Origin of the sequence: Nocardioides aquiterrae (assembly GCF_039526625.1) — a bacterium.
In the GTDB taxonomy this organism is placed as follows: Bacteria; Actinomycetota; Actinomycetes; order Propionibacteriales; family Nocardioidaceae; genus Nocardioides; species Nocardioides aquiterrae.
This window is the reverse complement of record NZ_BAAAJE010000038.1, coordinates 1-16,575: the sequence shown is the minus strand read 5'-3', so window position 1 is coordinate 16,575 and position 16,575 is coordinate 1. Positions and strand designations below refer to the sequence as shown.

General features: G+C 72.9%; 18 protein-coding genes and 1 tRNA gene. 17 read left to right on the top strand and 2 right to left on the bottom strand.

The window, feature by feature from the left end; genetic code table 11:
• The 9 genes from eno (at window position 1) to ABD086_RS24770 (ending at window position 5,109) form a co-directional block, all read left to right on the top strand.
• The gene (eno, locus tag ABD086_RS24810; protein ID WP_343911289.1) at window positions 1-1,278 is read left to right on the top strand and encodes a phosphopyruvate hydratase; all 1,278 of its coding nucleotides are present in this window, start codon (window positions 1-3) and stop codon (window positions 1,276-1,278) included.
• 15 nt (window positions 1,279-1,293) lie between these two features.
• Window positions 1,294-1,833 (top strand): FtsB family cell division protein, encoded by a 540-nt coding sequence (locus ABD086_RS24805; protein WP_343911287.1) that lies wholly within the window; start codon window positions 1,294-1,296, stop codon window positions 1,831-1,833.
• A 12-nt stretch (window positions 1,834-1,845) separates the two neighbouring features.
• On the top strand, window positions 1,846-2,325 hold the full coding sequence (locus ABD086_RS24800; RefSeq protein WP_343911285.1) for a DUF501 domain-containing protein: 480 nt from the start codon (window positions 1,846-1,848) through the stop codon (window positions 2,323-2,325).
• Entirely contained in the window at window positions 2,316-3,221 is a 906-nt protein-coding gene (locus ABD086_RS24795; protein ID WP_343911283.1) for a Ppx/GppA phosphatase family protein, read from the top strand. The genes ABD086_RS24800 and ABD086_RS24795 overlap by 10 nt, the downstream gene beginning before the upstream one ends.
• A 49-nt stretch (window positions 3,222-3,270) precedes the next feature.
• Window positions 3,271-3,666, top strand: a complete 396-nt coding sequence (locus ABD086_RS24790; RefSeq protein WP_343911281.1) for a phage holin family protein — start codon at window positions 3,271-3,273, stop codon at window positions 3,664-3,666.
• Entirely contained in the window at window positions 3,663-3,863 is a 201-nt protein-coding gene (locus tag ABD086_RS24785; RefSeq protein ID WP_343911279.1) for a DUF3618 domain-containing protein, read from the top strand. Before ABD086_RS24790 ends, ABD086_RS24785 begins: the two co-directional genes overlap by 4 nt.
• A gap of 12 nt (window positions 3,864-3,875) precedes the next feature.
• Complete coding sequence (locus ABD086_RS24780; RefSeq protein ID WP_343911277.1) at window positions 3,876-4,094, top strand: hypothetical protein; 219 nt, start codon at window positions 3,876-3,878, stop codon at window positions 4,092-4,094.
• A gap of 25 nt (window positions 4,095-4,119) precedes the next feature.
• Window positions 4,120-4,965, top strand: a complete 846-nt coding sequence (locus ABD086_RS24775) for a uracil-DNA glycosylase (protein WP_343911275.1) — start codon at window positions 4,120-4,122, stop codon at window positions 4,963-4,965.
• A 70-nt stretch (window positions 4,966-5,035) separates the two neighbouring features.
• A tRNA-Leu gene (locus ABD086_RS24770) sits at window positions 5,036-5,109 on the top strand.
• A gap of 20 nt (window positions 5,110-5,129) precedes the next feature.
• Here ABD086_RS24770 and ABD086_RS24765 read toward each other — a convergent pair.
• The gene (locus tag ABD086_RS24765) at window positions 5,130-5,999 is read right to left on the bottom strand and encodes a sulfotransferase family protein (RefSeq protein ID WP_343911273.1); all 870 of its coding nucleotides are present in this window, start codon (window positions 5,997-5,999) and stop codon (window positions 5,130-5,132) included.
• Between the two features lie 94 nt (window positions 6,000-6,093).
• Here ABD086_RS24765 and ABD086_RS24760 point away from each other — a divergent pair, with 94 nt between their 5' ends.
• Window positions 6,094-6,903: a class I SAM-dependent methyltransferase gene (locus ABD086_RS24760; RefSeq protein WP_343911271.1), complete on the top strand. Its 810-nt coding sequence runs from the start codon at window positions 6,094-6,096 to the stop codon at window positions 6,901-6,903.
• A gap of 136 nt (window positions 6,904-7,039) precedes the next feature.
• The gene (locus tag ABD086_RS24755; protein WP_343911269.1) at window positions 7,040-7,876 is read left to right on the top strand and encodes a Bax inhibitor-1/YccA family protein; all 837 of its coding nucleotides are present in this window, start codon (window positions 7,040-7,042) and stop codon (window positions 7,874-7,876) included.
• 204 nt (window positions 7,877-8,080) lie between these two features.
• Here ABD086_RS24755 and ABD086_RS24750 read toward each other — a convergent pair whose 3' ends face one another.
• Entirely contained in the window at window positions 8,081-9,115 is a 1,035-nt protein-coding gene (locus ABD086_RS24750) for an SGNH/GDSL hydrolase family protein (protein WP_343911267.1), read from the bottom strand.
• Between the two features lie 60 nt (window positions 9,116-9,175).
• Here ABD086_RS24750 and ABD086_RS24745 point away from each other — a divergent pair, with 60 nt between their 5' ends.
• From ABD086_RS24745 to cydD, 6 genes are all read left to right on the top strand, one after another.
• A complete protein-coding gene (locus ABD086_RS24745; RefSeq protein WP_343911266.1) occupies window positions 9,176-10,573 on the top strand; it encodes a cystathionine beta-synthase in 1,398 nt (465 codons plus the stop codon).
• A 161-nt stretch (window positions 10,574-10,734) separates the two neighbouring features.
• Window positions 10,735-11,181 (top strand): Zn-ribbon domain-containing OB-fold protein, encoded by a 447-nt coding sequence (locus ABD086_RS24740; protein ID WP_343911264.1) that lies wholly within the window; start codon window positions 10,735-10,737, stop codon window positions 11,179-11,181.
• Window positions 11,178-12,362 carry a lipid-transfer protein gene (locus ABD086_RS24735; RefSeq protein ID WP_343911263.1) on the top strand — a complete coding sequence of 395 codons (1,185 nt, stop codon included), beginning with the start codon at window positions 11,178-11,180 and terminating at the stop codon, window positions 12,360-12,362. The genes ABD086_RS24740 and ABD086_RS24735 overlap by 4 nt, the downstream gene beginning before the upstream one ends.
• A gap of 134 nt (window positions 12,363-12,496) precedes the next feature.
• Window positions 12,497-13,954 carry a cytochrome ubiquinol oxidase subunit I gene (locus ABD086_RS24730; protein WP_343911261.1) on the top strand — a complete coding sequence of 486 codons (1,458 nt, stop codon included), beginning with the start codon at window positions 12,497-12,499 and terminating at the stop codon, window positions 13,952-13,954.
• Window positions 13,955-13,969: 15 nt separating this feature from the next.
• A complete protein-coding gene (cydB, locus tag ABD086_RS24725) occupies window positions 13,970-14,986 on the top strand; it encodes a cytochrome d ubiquinol oxidase subunit II (RefSeq protein ID WP_343911259.1) in 1,017 nt (338 codons plus the stop codon).
• A partial coding sequence (cydD, locus tag ABD086_RS24720; protein ID WP_343911257.1) for a thiol reductant ABC exporter subunit CydD occupies window positions 14,983-16,575 on the top strand: 1,593 nt, incomplete at its 3' end. The genes cydB and cydD, both read left to right, overlap by 4 nt.

Here is a 16,575-nt window from a genome sequence, read left to right as displayed (position 1 = left end):
GTGGCATCCATCGAAGCTGTCGGCGCCCGCGAGATCCTCGACTCGCGCGGCAACCCCACGGTCGAGGTCGAGGTGCTCCTCGACGACGGCGCGTTCGCGCGGGCGATGGTCCCCAGCGGCGCGTCCACCGGGGCCTTCGAGGCGGTCGAGCTGCGCGACGGCGGCCAGCGGTACGGCGGCAAGGGCGTCGAGCAGGCCGTGAACGGCGTGATCCAGACGATCGCCCCCGCCGTCGAGGGCCTCGCGGCCGACGACCAGCGGCTGCTCGACCAGACCATGCTGGAGCTGGACGGGACCCCCAACAAGGCCAGGCTCGGCGCGAACGCCATCCTCGGCGTCTCGCTCGCCGTCGCCCGGGCCGCGGCCGAGTCCGCCGAGCTGCCGCTCTACCGCTACGTCGGCGGCCCGAACGCCTACCTGCTCCCGGTGCCGATGATGAACATCCTCAACGGAGGCGCGCACGCCGACTCCAACGTCGACGTGCAGGAGTTCATGATCGCCCCGATCGGTGCGCCGTCGTTCCGCGAGGCGCTGCGCTCCGGTGCCGAGGTCTACCACGCGCTGAAGTCGGTGCTGAAGCAGAAGGGCCTCTCGACGGGCCTCGGCGACGAGGGCGGCTTCGCTCCGAACCTGGACAGCAACCGGGCGGCGCTCGACCTGATCGCCGAGGCGGTCGACGCGGCCGGGCTGAAGCTGGGCAGCGACATCGCGCTGGCGATGGACGTCGCCGCGTCGGAGTTCTTCCGCGACGGCTCCTACGCGTTCGAGGGCGGGACGAAGTCCGCCGAGGAGATGACGGCGTACTACGCCGACCTGGTGGCGTCGTACCCGATCGTCTCGATCGAGGACCCGCTCGACGAGGACGACTGGGACGGCTGGAAGGCGATCACCGACGAGCTCGGCACCAGGACCCAGCTGGTCGGCGACGACCTGTTCGTGACGAACGTCGAGCGGCTGCAGCGCGGCATCAGCGGCGGCCAGGCCAACGCGCTGCTGGTGAAGGTCAACCAGATCGGCACGCTGACCGAGACGCTGGACTCCGTCGAGCTCGCCCACCGCAACGGCTACCGCTGCATGATGAGCCACCGGTCCGGCGAGACCGAGGACACCACCATCGCCGACCTGGCCGTCGCGACCAACTGCGGCCAGATCAAGACGGGTGCCCCGGCGCGGTCCGACCGGGTCGCGAAGTACAACCAGCTGCTGCGGATCGAGGACGAGCTGGGAGATGCCGCGCGCTACTCCGGCGCGTCGGCGTTCCCTCGGTACGGTGCCTGAGCGACCCTAGGGGACATGCCCTCCGAAGCCCGTCGTACGCCGTCGCGCGGACCCCGGGGCCGGAGCATGCCGCGCCGGGCGGCACCGCGCGTCGTCGCGGCGCCCGCCCCGGCGGCCGGGGCGCGCCGGCAGCGGTTCACCGGCCGTGCGGCGATCCTCGTGCTCGTGGTCGCCGTGCTCACGGTCAGCTACGCCTCGTCGCTGCGGGCCTACCTGCAGCAGCGCTCGCACATCGAGGACCTGAAGAGCCAGATCGCGCTGCGCCAGGCGAGCATCTCGGACCTCGAGCGGGAGAAGGAGCGCTGGCAGGACCCGGCGTACGTCCGGCAGCAGGCGCGCGAGCTCAACTACGTGATGCCCGGCGAGACGTCGTACGTCGTCCTCGACGAGAACGGCGAGCCCCTCGAGCAGAACAGTCGGCTCACCGACCCGTCCACGGTCGCGCGGAAGCCGCCGACCGCCTGGTGGTCGACGGCCTGGCAGTCCGTCGAGATCGCCGGCAACCCGCCGAGGCCCGAGCCGCCCCCGGCCGCGAAGATCGACGAGAAGCCCTGACATGATCGAGGCGTGATCGACCCGGACGACGTCAGCGCCATCGAGGCCCAGCTCGGCCGCGAGCCCCGGGCGATCCACGAGGTCGGCCACCGGTGCCCGTGCGGCAACCCGGACGTGGTCACCACCGAGCCGCGGTTGCCCAACGGCACGCCGTTCCCGACCACCTTCTACCTGACCTGCCCGCGGGCGGCGTCGCGGATCGGCACCCTCGAGGGGTCCGGCCTGATGAAGGAGATGCAGGACCGGCTCGGCGCGGACGAGGAGCTCGCGGCGGCGTACCGCAGCGCCCACGAGCGGTACCTGGAGTTCCGCTCGGCCTTAGGCGAGGTGCCGGAGATCGAGGGCATCTCGGCCGGCGGCATGCCCGACCGGGTCAAGTGCCTGCACGTGCTGGCCGGCCAGGCGCTGGCGATGGGCCGGGGCGTGAACCCGCTCGGCGACGAGGTCCTGGACCGGCTCGGGCCGTGGTGGGAGCCCGGTCCGTGCGTGTAGCGGCGATCGACTGCGGCACCAACACCATCAAGCTGCTGGTCGGGGACCTGCCGTCCATCGACGTCCGCGAGCTGCGCATGGTCCGGCTCGGGCAGGACCTCGACCGGACCGGCCGGATCGCCGACGAGGCGCTGGAGCGGGCGTTCGCCGCGATCGACGAGTACGCCGCGATCATCCGCTCGTACGACGTCCCGCCGGCGCGGGTGCGGTTCGTCGCGACCTCGGCCACCCGGGACGCGTCGAACTCCGACGTGTTCGTCGCGGGGGTCCGCGACCGGCTCGGCGTGGAGCCCGAGGTGGTCAGCGGCGCCGAGGAGGCCGCGCTCTCCTTCGACGGCGCGGTGCGCAACCTGCGGACCCCGCCGGCCGAGCCGGTGCTCGTCATCGACGTCGGGGGCGGGTCCACGGAGCTGATCGTCGGGTCCACGCACCCCGACGCCGCCGACTCGATGGACATCGGCTCGGTCCGGCTGCACGAGCGGCACCTCCACTCCGACCCGCCCGCGCGGGCGGAGGTCGACGCCTGCGTGGCCGACGTCGACGCCCACCTCGACGCGTGCCCGGTCCTACCCGCCGACGCCGCGACGGTGGTCGGCGTGGCCGGCACCGTGACGCAGCTGGCGGCGGTCGCGCTCGACCTGCCGGCGTACGACCGGGAGGCCGTGGACCAGGCGGCGCTCCCGATCGCGCAGGTGCAGGAGACCGTGGACCGGCTGCTCGCGATGACGGTGGCCGAGCGGCGGGCGCTGCCGTCGATGCACCCGGGCCGCGCGGACGTGATCGGAGCCGGGGCGCTGATCCTCGCGCGGGTGCTGCGACGCGCCGGCGTCGAGTCGCTGGTCGTCTCGGAGTCGGACATCCTCGACGGGATCGCCTGGTCGTTGGTCGAGCGCTGACACCCGCCCCGGCTGTTTCCGACCGCGTCCGGCTGGGCACCGAGGCCCCATGAGCGACTCACGACCCACGGACGAGCCGATCGGCGCGGTCGTGCACCGGCTCTCCGAACAGATCCCGGAGCTGGTGCGCAGCGAGATCCGGCTGGCGCAGGCCGAGCTGACCCAGAAGGGCAAGCGGGCCGGGCTCGGCCTCGGCATGTTCAGCCTGGCCGGCCTGCTGGCGTTCTTCGCGGTCGCCGTGCTGATCGCGACGGCGGTCATCGCCCTCGACCTCGTGCTGCCGCTGTGGGCGGCGGGACTGATCGTCGCCGCGGCGCTGCTCGTGGGCGCGCTCGGCGCCGCCCTGGGCGGACGGAGCGAGATCCAGCAGGCGACCCCGCCGGTGCCCGAGCACGCGGTCGCGGGGGTCAAGCAGGACATCGCGACGATCAAGGACCACGCATGAGCTCCAACGGCACGACCCCGCAGCAGATCGAGGCGGACATCGCCCGCCAGCGCGAGCAGCTCGCCGCGACCATCGACCAGCTCCACGACACGCTCCAGGACCGGGCCCGGACCACCGCGCGGGTCGCGACCATCGTGGCCGCCGCCGGGGCCGTGGCGATCGTCGGGCTGCTCGTGTGGCGGCGTACCCACCACTGAGGAGGAGAACCAATGTTCAGCAAGTCCAGCCTGCTCGTCGGCTTCGCGGCCGGCTACGTCCTCGGCTCCCGCGCGGGCCGGGAGCGCTACGAGCAGATCAAGGCCGGCGCGACGAAGGTCGCGCAGAACCCCAAGGTCCAGGCGGCCGCCGACCGCGCCCAGGACGCCGTGTCCGAGCAGGCCTCGTCGGTGGTCGACGCCGCGAAGGAGAAGGTCACGTCGCGTCCGTGACGTCCCGTGGGGGGACCGCGGGAGGATGGGCCGCGTGAGCGACCTCCTCCCGCACCCCGCGACGGGCCGGCTGTTCCCCTCGCCGGTGCCGCCCGGCTCGGGATGGCCGGGGGAGCCCGCGACCGCAGACACCCCGGTCGCCGGGACCGCCGCGCAGGTACGCCGGCTCGCCCGCTCGGTCCCGCTCGACGAGCTGGATGCGCGCATCTCCGTCTGCCGGGCCTGTCCGCGGCTGGTGCGGTGGCGCGAGGACGTCGCCCACGCCAAGCGCGCGTCGTTCGCGGACCAGCCGTACTGGGGCCGCCCGATCCCCGGCTGGGGCTCGGACACCCCCGCCGTCCTGATCGTCGGCCTCGCGCCCGCCGCGAACGGCGCCAACCGCACCGGCCGGATCTTCACCGGCGACCGCAGCGGCGACTGGCTGTTCGCCTCGCTGCACCGGGTCGGCCTGGCGACGCGGGGCACCAGCGTGCACGCCGCCGACGGCCTCGAGCTGGTCGACACCCGGATGGTCGCGGCCGTGCGGTGCGCGCCGCCGCAGAACAAGCCCACGACCGTCGAGCGCGACACCTGCGCGCCGTGGATCGAGGCCGAGGTCTCGCTGCTCGTCCCGCACGTCCGGGTGGTCGTGGCGCTCGGCTCGATCGGCTGGGACGCCGCCCTGCGCACCTTCGCCGCCCTCGGCTGGGCCGTCGCCCGGCCCAAACCCCGCTTCACCCACGGCTCCGAGGCCGCCCTCGTCCACGGCGACCGCTCGATCACGCTGCTCGGCTGCTACCACCCCAGCCAGCAGAACACCTTCACCGGCAAGCTCACCGAGCCGATGCTCGACGACGTCCTCGCCCGGGCGGCCGCACTGGGCAGAATGTAGCCAGCCGCCCGGGACGTCATACGGACAGTGCGTCCCCTTGCACCCTCCGTATGACGTCCCGGGCCGGGACGCCCCTGTATCCCAATCGGCAGAGGAAGCCGCCTTAAAAGCGGCCCAGTCTGGGTTCGAGTCCCAGCGGGGGCACCCGCCGGCGGGGCCGTCCCCTAGCCGCGGAGGCCGGCCTTGCGGGCCAGCCGGTCGGCCAGGTCGGCGGGGTCGAGCCGCCCCTCCAGGACCTGCCGGGTCGGCCAGTCGCCCACGTCGAGGCCGGACAGCCGCGTGAACAGGTCGAGGTCGTCGGCGTACACCTCGGCGAGTCGGCTGACGTCCGCGGCCGTGGGTGCGGGCGCGGCCAGGTCGCGCCGCGTGGACTGGATGACCGGCAGCCGCGGCTCGCGGGAGTAGGGCGCCAGGCCGAGGAAGGCCGTCGTGCGGTCGAGCGTCTCGCGGTGGTCCCCGACGAACCGGTGGAAGTCCAGGAACAGCCACTGCTCGCGCGGGAAAAGCTCGAGCCCGCGCCGGACCTGGGCGCCGTACAGGCCCCGGGGGATCATCGACCACCGCCGCATGCGCAGGTGGTTCCAGCCCTCCGGGATCCGGTCGAGCAGCGCCGCGCGAGCCGGGCCCTGGGCGAGCTTGCTGAAGCTGGGGTAGGAGGCGAGCTTCCCGTAGTACATCGCCCAGTGCGAGAAGGCCCGGTCGATCGGGTCGCGGAAGCTGGCGATGAGCCTCATGTCCGGGCGGTAGGCGCGCATCCGCTCCATCGCCTGCGGCCAGAACAGGTACGACGGGGTGCCGTCGATCGCGATCCGCTGCCGGTCCGTCCGCCCCGGCGCCCAGTAGTCGGAGTAGTCCGGCTGGTCCCACGACCGCTTCTCGTCGTCGAAGAGGTGCCACTCCTTGCGCGGCCCGGCGCACACCTCCGGGTGCTTGCGCAGGAGGTCGAAGAGCGAGCTGGTCCCGGCCTTCTGGACACCGACGATCCCCACGTTGACGGGGACCCGGGGGGCCTCCTCGAGGGAGAACTTCTGCATGCAGCGGCCTTCGGTCTCGGTTCGGACGGTCCCCCACGGATACCACACCCCTCCGGCCGACCCGGGCCGCCGACCCGGCCCGCTACGGTGAGGCATGCCCTGGATCCGCTCCCGTGACCGAGCGACGCCCGAGCCGCCCGACCGGCCGGCGGGACCACCGAGCGGGGCGCCGCCCGGCAGCCGGACGATCGAGCGGGGGTTCTTCGACGACCACCCGCGCTTCTTCGAGACCAGCGAGACGTCGTCGTACCCGTGGCGGCTGAACCTGCGGCACGCCGCGATCTTCGACGAGTACGCCGACCTGTTCCCCGGCGCGCGGGTGCTCGACATCGCCAGCCACGACGGCCGGTGGTCGCTCGCGGCCCTGGAGGCCGGCGCGGACTCGGTGATCGGCATCGAGGCGCGGCCGGACCTGGTCGGGCACGCGAAGGCGAACCTCGCGGCGTACGAACCCCGGGGACGGTTCGACTTCGTGGCCGGCGACGTGTTCGAGGTGCTCGCGAGCGAACGGCCCGAGGTGGACGTCGTGCTGTGTCTCGGGTTCCTGTACCACACGCTCCGGCACACCGAGCTCTTCACGCGGATCCGTCAGACGTCCGCCCGGCACGTCGTCGTCGACACCGAGGTGCACCGCAGCCCCGAGCCGATCGTCCGCCTGGCCGACGAGGGGGTCGAGCGGGAGGGCAACGCCGTCGCCGACGCCTACACGTACGGCGACACCGTGCTGACCGGCCGGCCCACGCTGGCGGCGCTGGACCTGCTCGCCCGGACCCAGGGGTACGCCGTCGAGCGGCTGTCGGACTGGGACGGGCTGCTCCGCGACAACCCGGAGGCGAACCAGATCCGCGACTACCGGATCGGTCGGCGCGCGACGGTGCTGATGTCGGCGGCCTTCCCGCGGTAGGCACGGACCGGGTGGGTACCGGTGCAGCGTGGCGACCGGGCCGACCCTGCCGGGAACCATCCACGCCCGGCCGCCGTTGGACCGGGTGAACCCACCTAGGATGGGTGTGACAGTCGCGGCCTCGAGGAGAGACCCCATGCAGAGCAACAACCCGGTATTCCGCCGGTCGGAGGAGTTCAACCGGCCGGGCGCCACGGCGTACGCCGGATCCGGCTACACCGATCCCGCCACCTGGGGCACCGGTACGCCGGGCGTGCCGAGCGCCCCCACCACCGCCCAGCAGCCGATGACGATCGACTCGGTCGTCCAGAAGACGGCCGCCGCGCTGGCCGTCGTGATCGTCACCGCGGCCATCACCTGGGTGATGAGCCCGGACGTCGGCACGGGCACCGACCCGTCGTCGATCAGCGGCCTCTTCGCCGTCGCCGGACTCGGCGCGCTCGGCGCGTTCGCCCTGTCGATGGTCAACTCGTTCAAGCGCGTCATCAGCCCCGCGCTGGTGCTGCTGTTCTGTGCCTTCGAGGGTGTGGCCCTCGGCGCGATCAGCAAGGTGTTCGAGCTCGCCTACCCGGGCGTCGTGCCCGCCGCGGTCCTCGGCACCTTCGGCGCGTTCGCCGGCACGCTCGCGGTCTACAAGTTCTTCAACATCAAGGTCGGCAGCAAGTTCCGGACGATGGTGATCGCCGCCATGTTCGGCATGATCGGCATCGGCCTCATCGAGATGGTGCTCGGCATGTTCGGCGCCCAGATCGGCCTGTTCGGGATGGGTGGCGTCGGCCTGCTGTTCGCGGTCGCCGGCCTGGTGCTCGGCGTGTTCATGCTGGTGCTCGACTTCGACTTCGTCGAGCAGGGCATCGCCAACCGGATCCCCGACCGCGAGGGCTGGCGCGCCGCCTTCGCGATGACCGTCAGCCTGGTCTGGATCTACACCAACCTGCTGCGCATCCTCGCGATCCTGCGCGGCAGCGACTGACCGCTGGATCGGTACGACGGGCCTCGGAGCGATCCGGGGCCCGTCGTCATGTCGTGGCGCGTCCGGGGTGGTGGTGCGCCCGGCGGCAGGACGCGGACTTGTCGTGCGAAACCCGACCGACACGCCGGGCCGCCTCGGCGTGTCGGTCGGGTTTCACCGGTCAGCCGGGGAAACCCGCCGGCGTGTCGCCCAGCGCAGCCACGCTCACCCCTCGGCCGGCTCGAGCTCCTCGTCGTGCTCGTCGTTCTCGTCCGGCGCCTGACCCTCGGCGCCCGGTTGGCGCCGCCGGCGCCGCAGCTCGACCCAGAGCCCGCGGACGCCGCGCCGCGAGCCGCCGACCTCGGTCGCGTCCAGCTCGGTGCCGGGCGAGTTGACCGCCCGGATGGCGGCGGCGGTGATCGGCAGGACGCCCTCGCCGCGGTAGGCCTCGGGCTCCGCCTCGTCGTCGGGGATCAGGCCGAGCGCGGCGAGCGTGGAGGGCAGCAGCACCTGGACGAGGGAGCGGTAGCCCTCGGCGGACGGGTGGAACTGGTCCGGCCCGAACAGCACCGCGGGCGCCGCGGCGAACTCCGGTCCGAGGATCGAGCCCAGCGAGACCGTGCGGCCGTCCTGCTCGAGGACGGCGATGGTCTGCGCGGCCGCGAGCCGCCGCGACCACACGCGGGCCACCTGCTTGAGCGGCGGCGCGATCGGCTTGATGGTGCCGAGGTCCGGGCAGGTCCCGACGAGCACCGCGACCCCGGCCTCGTGGAGCCGCTGCACGCCCTCGGACAGGTGGCGCACGGAGGCCGACGGCAGCACTCGGTGCGTGACGTCGTTGGCGCCGACCAGGATCACCGCGACGTCGGGCTCGTTGGGCAGGCACTGGTCGATCTGGCCGTCCAGGTCGGACGACCGGGCACCGACGACCGCGACGTCCTGCAGGTAGACGCGCCGGTCGGCGCGCTCGGCGATGCCGCTGGCCAGGAGTGCGCCGGGCGTCTCCTCGACGCGCTCGACGCCGTACCCGGCCGCACTGGAGTCGCCGAGCAGGGCGACCTTGATCGCGGGGCCGGGGCGGCCGCGGCCGTAGTAGCCGGTGGGGTCCGGCGAATCGCCCTCGGCGTTGCCGATCGCCCGCCGCGCAACCGCCGCCTCGGCCCGCAGCACGCCGTAGAGGCTCAGGCCGAGCGCAGACAGCCCGCCCCCGCCGTACGCAGCGGCGGAGGCCAGCTTCCGTGCGGCACCGGCTTTCCCCACGCCCTCACTCTAGGAGCCGACGTTTGCGGGCTGACCGCCGCCCGGCCCTAGATTGTCCGGATGCAGTACGTGAACTCCCTGCTCGAGCTGATCGGCCACACCCCGCTGCTCAGGCTCTCGAAGTCCATGGGCTCCCTGGAAGGCGCGAAGGGACCGATCGTCCTCGCCAAGGTGGAGTACCTCAACCCCGGCGGCTCCGTGAAGGACCGCATCGCCACCCGCATGATCGAGGCCGCCGAGGCCTCGGGCGAGCTCCAGCCGGGCGGCACGATCGTCGAGCCGACGTCCGGCAACACCGGCGTCGGGCTGGCGATGGTCGCCCAGGAGAAGGGCTACAAGTGCATCTTCGTCTGCCCGGACAAGGTCAGCGAGGACAAGCGCAACGTGCTCAAGGCGTACGGCGCCGAGGTCGTGGTGTGCCCGACCGCTGTCGAGCCCGAGCACCCGGACTCCTACTACAACGTGTCCGACCGGCTCGCGTCGCAGCCCGGCGCGTGGAAGCCGGACCAGTACTCCAACCCGAACAACCCGCGGTCGCACTACGAGACCACGGGCCCGGAGATCTGGGAGCAGACGGACGGGAAGATCACGCACTTCGTCGCGGGCGTCGGCACCGGCGGCACCATCAGCGGGACCGGCCGCTACCTCAAGGACCAGAACCCCGCGGTCCAGGTGATCGGCGCGGACCCGGCCGGCTCGGTGTACTCCGGCGGCAGCGGCCGTCCCTACCTGGTCGAGGGCGTCGGCGAGGACTTCTGGCCGGACGCGTACGACCGCTCGGTCGCCGACCGGATCATCGAGGTCTCGGACGCCGACTCGTTCGCGATGACCCGCCGCCTCGCCCGCGAGGAGGCGCTGCTCGTCGGCGGCTCGTCGGGCATGGCGGCGTACGCCGCGATCCAGCTGGCGCACGAGCTCGAGGGCACGCCCGAGGGCGAGGACGCGGTCATCGTCGTCCTGCTCCCGGACTCCGGCCGCGGCTACCTGACCAAGATCTTCAACGACGACTGGCTGGCGCAGTACGGCTTCCCGGTCGACGGCGCCGAGCGCCCGGGGCGGACCGTCGGCGAGGTGCTGCGCGGCAAGGACGGGCGGCTGCCCGACCTGGTGCACACGCACCCGAACGAGACGATCGCCGAGGCCGTCGCGATCCTGCAGGAGTACAACGTCTCGCAGATGCCGGTCGTCCGCGCCGAGCCCCCGGTCGTGGCGGCCGAGGTCGTCGGCTCGGTCTCCGAGCGGACCCTGCTCGACCTGCTCTTCACCGGCACCGCGAAGCTCACCGACCCGGTCGGCCAGCACATGGCGGACCCGCTCCCGACGATCGGCTCGACCGAGCCGGCGTCGGACGCCGTCACCGCGCTGGAGGGCGCCGACGCGCTGCTCGTGCATGAGGACGGCAAGCCGGTCGGCGTGGTCACCCGGCACGACCTGCTGGCGTACCTGGCGCGCGGCTGAACGCGTGCGGGGTCCGGCTGCTGACAGCCGAACCCCGCACGACACGCCGATGCGCCCCGGCGTGTCGTGCGGGTTCTGGCTGCCAGCAGCCGAAACCCGCAGCTCGATCGCACCGCCAGGCCCCCTATAGTGAGAACACGTTCTAGTTCTCTGGAGGATGCATGACGGCGACGCCCGCCATCGAGGGCTGGTTCACGACGGGCCCGGACCCGGCGCTGCTCGGGTCGCGGTGCACGGTGTGCGGGACGGTCTTCTTCCCGCGCACGGCCGGCTTCTGCCGCAACCCCGGCTGCGCGGGCGAGGAGTTCGAGGAGGCCGAGCTGTCCCGGCGCGGCACGGTCTGGTCCTACACGGACGCGCAGTACCAGCCGCCGCCGCCGTACCTCCCCCGCACCGACCCGTACGAGCCGTTCGCGCTCGCGGCCGTCGAGCTGCCCGAGGGGCTGGTCGTCGTCGGCCAGGTCGCCGACGGGTACGCCGTGCGCGACCTGCGGGTCGGCGGCGAGGTCGAGCTCGTCGTCGAGACGCTCTACACCGACGACACCGGCGACCGCACGATCTGGCGCTGGAAGCCCGTCACCGAGATGGGCGAGGAGGCGGACCAGTGAGCGTCGCGGTGCTGGGTGTCGGCATGCACCCGTGGGGCAAGTGGGGCCGGCACTTCGTGGAGTACGGCGTGCACGCGGCCCGCGCCGCCCTCGCCGACTCCGGCGTCGACTGGCAGGACGTCGACCTGGTCGTGGGCGGCGAGACCGTCCGCAACGGCTACGGCGGGTACGTCGCCGGCGCGACGTTCGCCCAGGCGCTCGGCTGGAACGGCGCACGGGTCGCGACGTCGTACGCCGCCTGCGCCACCGGCGCCCTGGCCCTGGACACCGCCCGAGCGCGGATCCTCGCCGGGCTGTCCGAGGTGGCGCTCGTCGTCGGCGCCGACACCACCCCCAAGGGGTTCCTGGCGCCCAACGCCGGCGAGCGCTGGGACGACCCGGACTGGCTGCGGTTCCGGCTGCTGGGCATGACCAACCCGGCGTACTTCGCGATGTACGCGCGCCGCCGGATGGACCTCTACGGCGCCACCCCGGAGGACTTCGCGGCGGTCAAGGTCAAGAACGCCCGGCACGGGCTCGAGAACCCGAACGCGCGCTACCGCAAGGAGGTCGCCCTCGAGGACGTGCTGACGTCCGCGGTCGTGTGCGACCCGCTGCACCTGCTCGACATCTGCGCGACGTCCGACGGCGCCGCGGCGGTCGTGCTCACCAGCGCCGAGTACGCCAAGCGGCACGGCGTCGACCGCCCGGTGCGGATCGACGCGGTCGCCACCGTCACGCCGACGTTCCCGAACACCGTCCTGGACATGCCGAACATCTCGACCGACGCGAGCACGGCGGTCGCCGCGCCCGAGCGCACGTTCAAGGAGTCGATCGGCCAGGCGGCGTACGAGGAGGCCGGCATCGACCCGGCCGACGTGAGCCTGGCCGAGGTGTACGACCTGTCGACGGCCCTGGAGCTGGACTGGATGGAGGACCTCCAGCTCTGCAAGCGCGGCGAGGCCGAGGCGCTGCTGCGCGCGGGGGAGACGACCCTCGGGGGCCGGATCCCGGTCAACCCCTCCGGCGGTCTGGCCTGCTTCGGCGAGGCCGTGCCCGCCCAGGCGCTCGCCCAGGTCTGCGAGGTCACCTGGCAGCTGCGCGGCCAGGCCACCGGGCGCCAGGTCGAGGGTGCCCGGGTCGGCATCACCGCCAACCAGGGCCTGTTCGGCCACGGCTCCTCGGTGCTCCTCAGCCGCTGACGCCGACTCGGCGTGCCGGGACCATTTCGGGACCTTTGGCCCGATCCGGAGGACCCTCGGCACGGGCCGCCGGTGCACCGCCGTTCCTAGCGTTTCCTCGTCGCACCACGACGCCGGAGCGGAGAGAGCACACGTTGGACACCATCCTCGACATCGCACGGTGGCAGTTCGGGATCACGACCGTCTACCACTTCCTGTTCGTGCCGATCACCATCGGCCTGACCGCCCTGGTCGCCGCGATGGAGTCCCAGTGGCTGCGCACCCGGCAGCCCGAGTGGCTCCGGCTCACCAAGTTCTTCGGGCGGCTGATGCTCATCAACTTCGCCATCGGCGTCGTGACCGGGATCGTGCAGGAGTTCCAGTTCGGCATGAACTGGTCGGACTACTCCCGCTTCGTCGGTGACATCTTCGGCGCCCCGCTCGCGGTCGAGGCGCTGCTGGCGTTCTTCCTGGAGTCGACGTTCCTCGGCCTCTGGATCTTCGGCTGGGACAAGCTGCCCCGCGGCCTGCACGCGGGCTGCATGTGGCTGGTGCACATCGGCACCCTGGCCAGCAGCTGGTTCATCCTCGCGGCGAACTCCTGGATGCAGCACCCCGTCGGCTACACCTACAACCCCGAGAACGGCCGCGCCGAGCTCACCGACTTCTGGGCGGTGATGTTCAACAAGGTCCAGCTCGCGACGTTCCCGCACGTGGTCACCGCCGCGTACATGACCGCCGGCGCCTTCGTGCTCGGCATCAGCGCCTGGCTCTACGTCGCCAAGCGCCACCAGCACGACCGCGCGCTGTACCGCAGGGGCATCCGCTTCGGCGCCTCAGTGACCCTGGTCGCCGGCCTGCTGGTCGCGGTCACCGGCGACTACCAGGGCAAGATCATGACCGAGGTCCAGCCGATGAAGATGGCGGCGGCCGAGGCGCTCTACGACACCGAGGACTCCTGCGCGCCGTTCTCGCTCTTCACCATCGGGACGCCGGACGGCAAGGAGGAGAAGTTCTCCATCACCGTCCCCTGCGTGCTGTCCTTCCTCGCGACCGGCAGCACCGACGGCAAGGTCGAGGGCATCAACGACCTGCGCGCGCAGTACCAGGAGCAGTTCGGCCAGGACCCGGGCGCGCGCTACTACGACCCGACCGCCAACTACTCGCCGATCATCCCGGTCACGTACTGGACGTTCCGCTACATGATCGGGCTCGGCTTCCTGGCGGCGCTGTTCGCCGCGCTGATCCTGTTCTTGACCCGCAAGGGCCGCGCGCCGACGTCGAGGTGGTTCGGCCGGATGGCGGTCGCGACGCCGATCGTCATGGTGCTCGGCAACTCGGCCGGCTGGATCTTCACCGAGATGGGCCGGCAGCCGTGGGTGGTGTTCGGGCTGATGAACACCGCGAACGGCGTCTCGCCCGGCGTGAGCGTCGCCGAGGCGTGGATCTCGATCATCACGCTCACGCTGCTGTACGCCGTCCTCGCGGTCATCGAGCTGGGGCTGATCGTCCGCTTCGTCAAGCGCGGCGCCGACCCGTTCGTGGAGCCACCGGACCCGACGCTGCGCGGCAGCGACGACGACCAAGACCGCCCGCTGGCGTTCGCCTACTGAGAGAGGAGCGGAGACATGGAGCTCAGCACCGTCTGGTTCATCCTGATCGCCGTCCTCTGGATCGGCTACTTCACCCTCGAGGGCTTCGACTTCGGCGTCGGCATGCTGCTGCCCTGGCTGGCCCGCGACGACCGCGAGCGCCGCATCATGATCAACACCATCGGCCCCGTGTGGGACGGCAACGAGGTCTGGGTGCTGACCGCCGGAGGTGCGACCTTCGCGGCCTTCCCGGAGTGGTACGCCACGCTGTTCAGCGGCTTCTACCTGCCGCTGCTGCTGATCCTGCTGGCGCTCATCGTGCGCGGCCTCGCGTTCGAGTACCGGCACCAGCGCCCCGAGGCCGCCTGGCACTCGTGGTGGGACCGGGCCATCATCGTCGGCTCGTACGTCCCGGCGGTGCTCTGGGGCGTCGCGTTCGCCAACATCGTCCGCGGCGTCCCGATCGACGAGACCAAGGACTTCACCGGCACGATCTTCACGCTGCTCAACCCCTTCGGGCTGCTCGGCGGGCTGGTCACGCTGCTGCTGTTCCTGACCCACGGCGCGATGTTCCTGGCGCTGAAGACCGACGGCCACATCCGGCACCGCGCCCGTGCCCTGGCCGTGAACCTCGGCCTGGCCACCGCGCTGGCCGCCGTCGTGTTCCTCGTCTGGGCCCAGGCCGAGACCGGCAACGCGGGCTCCGCGGTCCTGTTCGTGCTCGCCGCGCTCGCGCTCGTCGGCGGCGTGCTGATGGCGCGGGCCGGCCGGGAGGGCTGGGCGTTCCTCGGGACCTTCGCGACCATCGCGCTGGCGGTCGCCGGCCTGTTCGTCGGGCTGTTCCCCGACGTGATGCCGTCGACCACGGACGCGGCGTACTCGCTCACCACGTCGAACGCCTCGGCCACCGACTACACGCTGAAGGTGATGACGATCGTCGCGGCGATCTTCACCCCGATCGTGCTGGGCTACCAGGCCTGGACGTACTGGGTGTTCCGCAAGCGGATCGCCGAGCACCACATCCCGGACGCGGAGCTCGAGGCCGTCGGATGAGGCCCACCGATCCGCGGGTGCGCCGGCAGCTGACGCCGGCGCACCGCCCTCTCGGGGCGGTGCTCGCCGCCGGCGTGCTCGGCAGCCTGCTGCTGGTGGGACAGGCCTGGGCGGTCACCGAGCTGCTCCTGGCCGCGCTCCGCGACGGCGACGTGGCGCCCTGGGCGGCGGTGGTGGTCGCGGTGTTCGCGGCCCGGGCCCTCACCGGGTGGGTCACCGACACCGCCGCGGCCCGCGCGGCCGCGCTCGTCGGGTCGGACGTACGACGCCGGGTGGTCCGCGCGATCCTGCGCGACGGCGGGGGTGGGCGAGCCACAGGGGAGCTCGCCGGCCTCGCCACGCGGGGCGCGGCGGCGGCCGAGCCCTACCTGACCCGGTACCTGCCGGCGCTGGTGCTCGCCGGCGTACTGCCGGTCGTCACCCTCGTCGCGATCGCGACCCAGGACCCGATGAGCGCGCTGGTCGTGCTCTGCACGCTGCCGCTGATCCCGGTCTTCGGGATCCTGGTCGGCCTGGCCACCCAGGACCGGGCCCGCTCCCAGTGGCGCGCGCTGGCCTCCCTGTCCGGCCACTTCCTCGACGTGATGCGCGGGCTGCCGACGCTGGTCGCGTTCCGCCGCGCCGAGGCCCAGGCGGCCACGATCCGCGCGGCCACCGACCGGTACCGGCGGCGGACGGTCGCGACGCTGCGGATCGCGTTCGCCTCCTCGGCGGTGCTCGAACTGGTCGCCACGCTCTCGGTCGCGCTGGTCGCGGTCACCGTCGGCATCCGCCTCGCCGGCGGCGGCCTGGACCTCGAGACCGCGCTGGTCGTGCTGCTCCTCGCGCCCGAGGCGTACTGGCCGCTGCGCCGGGTCGGCGCCGAGTTCCACGCCGCCTCCGAGGGGGTCGCGACGTTCGAGGCCGCGAGCGAGCTCGTCGACGACGCCGGCGACGGACCGGTACGGCGACCGGGCGCACTGCGCGCCGCGCACGTCACCGTGCTGCGGCCCGGCCGCGCCGTACCCGCCCTCGACGACGTCTCCCTCGACGTGCCGCGGCGCGGCGTCGTCGCGATCACCGGGCCGTCCGGGTGCGGCAAGTCGACGCTGCTCCTCGTGCTGGCCGGGCTGCTGGAGCCGACCGCCGGCACCGTGGAGGGTCCGGCCCGCGACCGGATCGCGTGGCTGCCGCAGCGCCCGGTGTTCGTGACCGGCACCGTCGCCGACAACCTGCGGCTCGCCGTGCCCGACGCCACCGACGAGCAGCTGCGCGCGGCGCTCGCGAAGGTCGCGCTCCGGATCGACCTCGACGGCGAGCTCGGCGAGGACGGCACCACGCTGTCCGCCGGGGAGCGGGCCCGGCTCGCGCTCGCGCGGGTGGTGCTGGCGGCCCGCCCGTACGTGCTGCTCGACGAGCCGACCGCGCACCTCGACCCGGCCACCGAGCGGGTGATCGCCGAGACGGTCCGCGAGCTGGGCCGCACCAGCGGCGTGGTCGTCGTCGCGCACCGGCCGGCGCTCGTCGCCGCCGCGGACCGCGTGCTCGAGCTGCTGGCGCCCGCCCCGGACGTCGCCGCCCGGCCCGGCTCGGTGGCGGCCCGGCCGGCG

Bases quoted from the DNA above. Each gene is read 5' to 3' on its own strand.
- ABD086_RS24805 (WP_343911287.1), top strand. From the start codon at position 1,294: ATGCCCTCCGAAGCCCGTCGTACGCCGTCGCGCGGACCCCGGGGCCGG.
- ABD086_RS24790 (WP_343911281.1), top strand. From the start codon at position 3,271: ATGAGCGACTCACGACCCACGGACGAGCCGATCGGCGCGGTCGTGCAC.
- ABD086_RS24785 (WP_343911279.1), top strand. From the start codon at position 3,663: ATGAGCTCCAACGGCACGACCCCGCAGCAGATCGAGGCGGACATCGCC.
- ABD086_RS24780 (WP_343911277.1), top strand. From the start codon at position 3,876: ATGTTCAGCAAGTCCAGCCTGCTCGTCGGCTTCGCGGCCGGCTACGTC.
- ABD086_RS24775 (WP_343911275.1), top strand. From the start codon at position 4,120: ATGGGCCGCGTGAGCGACCTCCTCCCGCACCCCGCGACGGGCCGGCTG.
- ABD086_RS24765 (WP_343911273.1), bottom strand. From the start codon at position 5,999: ATGCAGAAGTTCTCCCTCGAGGAGGCCCCCCGGGTCCCCGTCAACGTG.
- ABD086_RS24760 (WP_343911271.1), top strand. From the start codon at position 6,094: ATGCCCTGGATCCGCTCCCGTGACCGAGCGACGCCCGAGCCGCCCGAC.
- ABD086_RS24755 (WP_343911269.1), top strand. From the start codon at position 7,040: ATGCAGAGCAACAACCCGGTATTCCGCCGGTCGGAGGAGTTCAACCGG.
- ABD086_RS24745 (WP_343911266.1), top strand. From the start codon at position 9,176: ATGCAGTACGTGAACTCCCTGCTCGAGCTGATCGGCCACACCCCGCTG.
- ABD086_RS24740 (WP_343911264.1), top strand. From the start codon at position 10,735: ATGACGGCGACGCCCGCCATCGAGGGCTGGTTCACGACGGGCCCGGAC.
- cydB (WP_343911259.1), top strand. From the start codon at position 13,970: ATGGAGCTCAGCACCGTCTGGTTCATCCTGATCGCCGTCCTCTGGATC.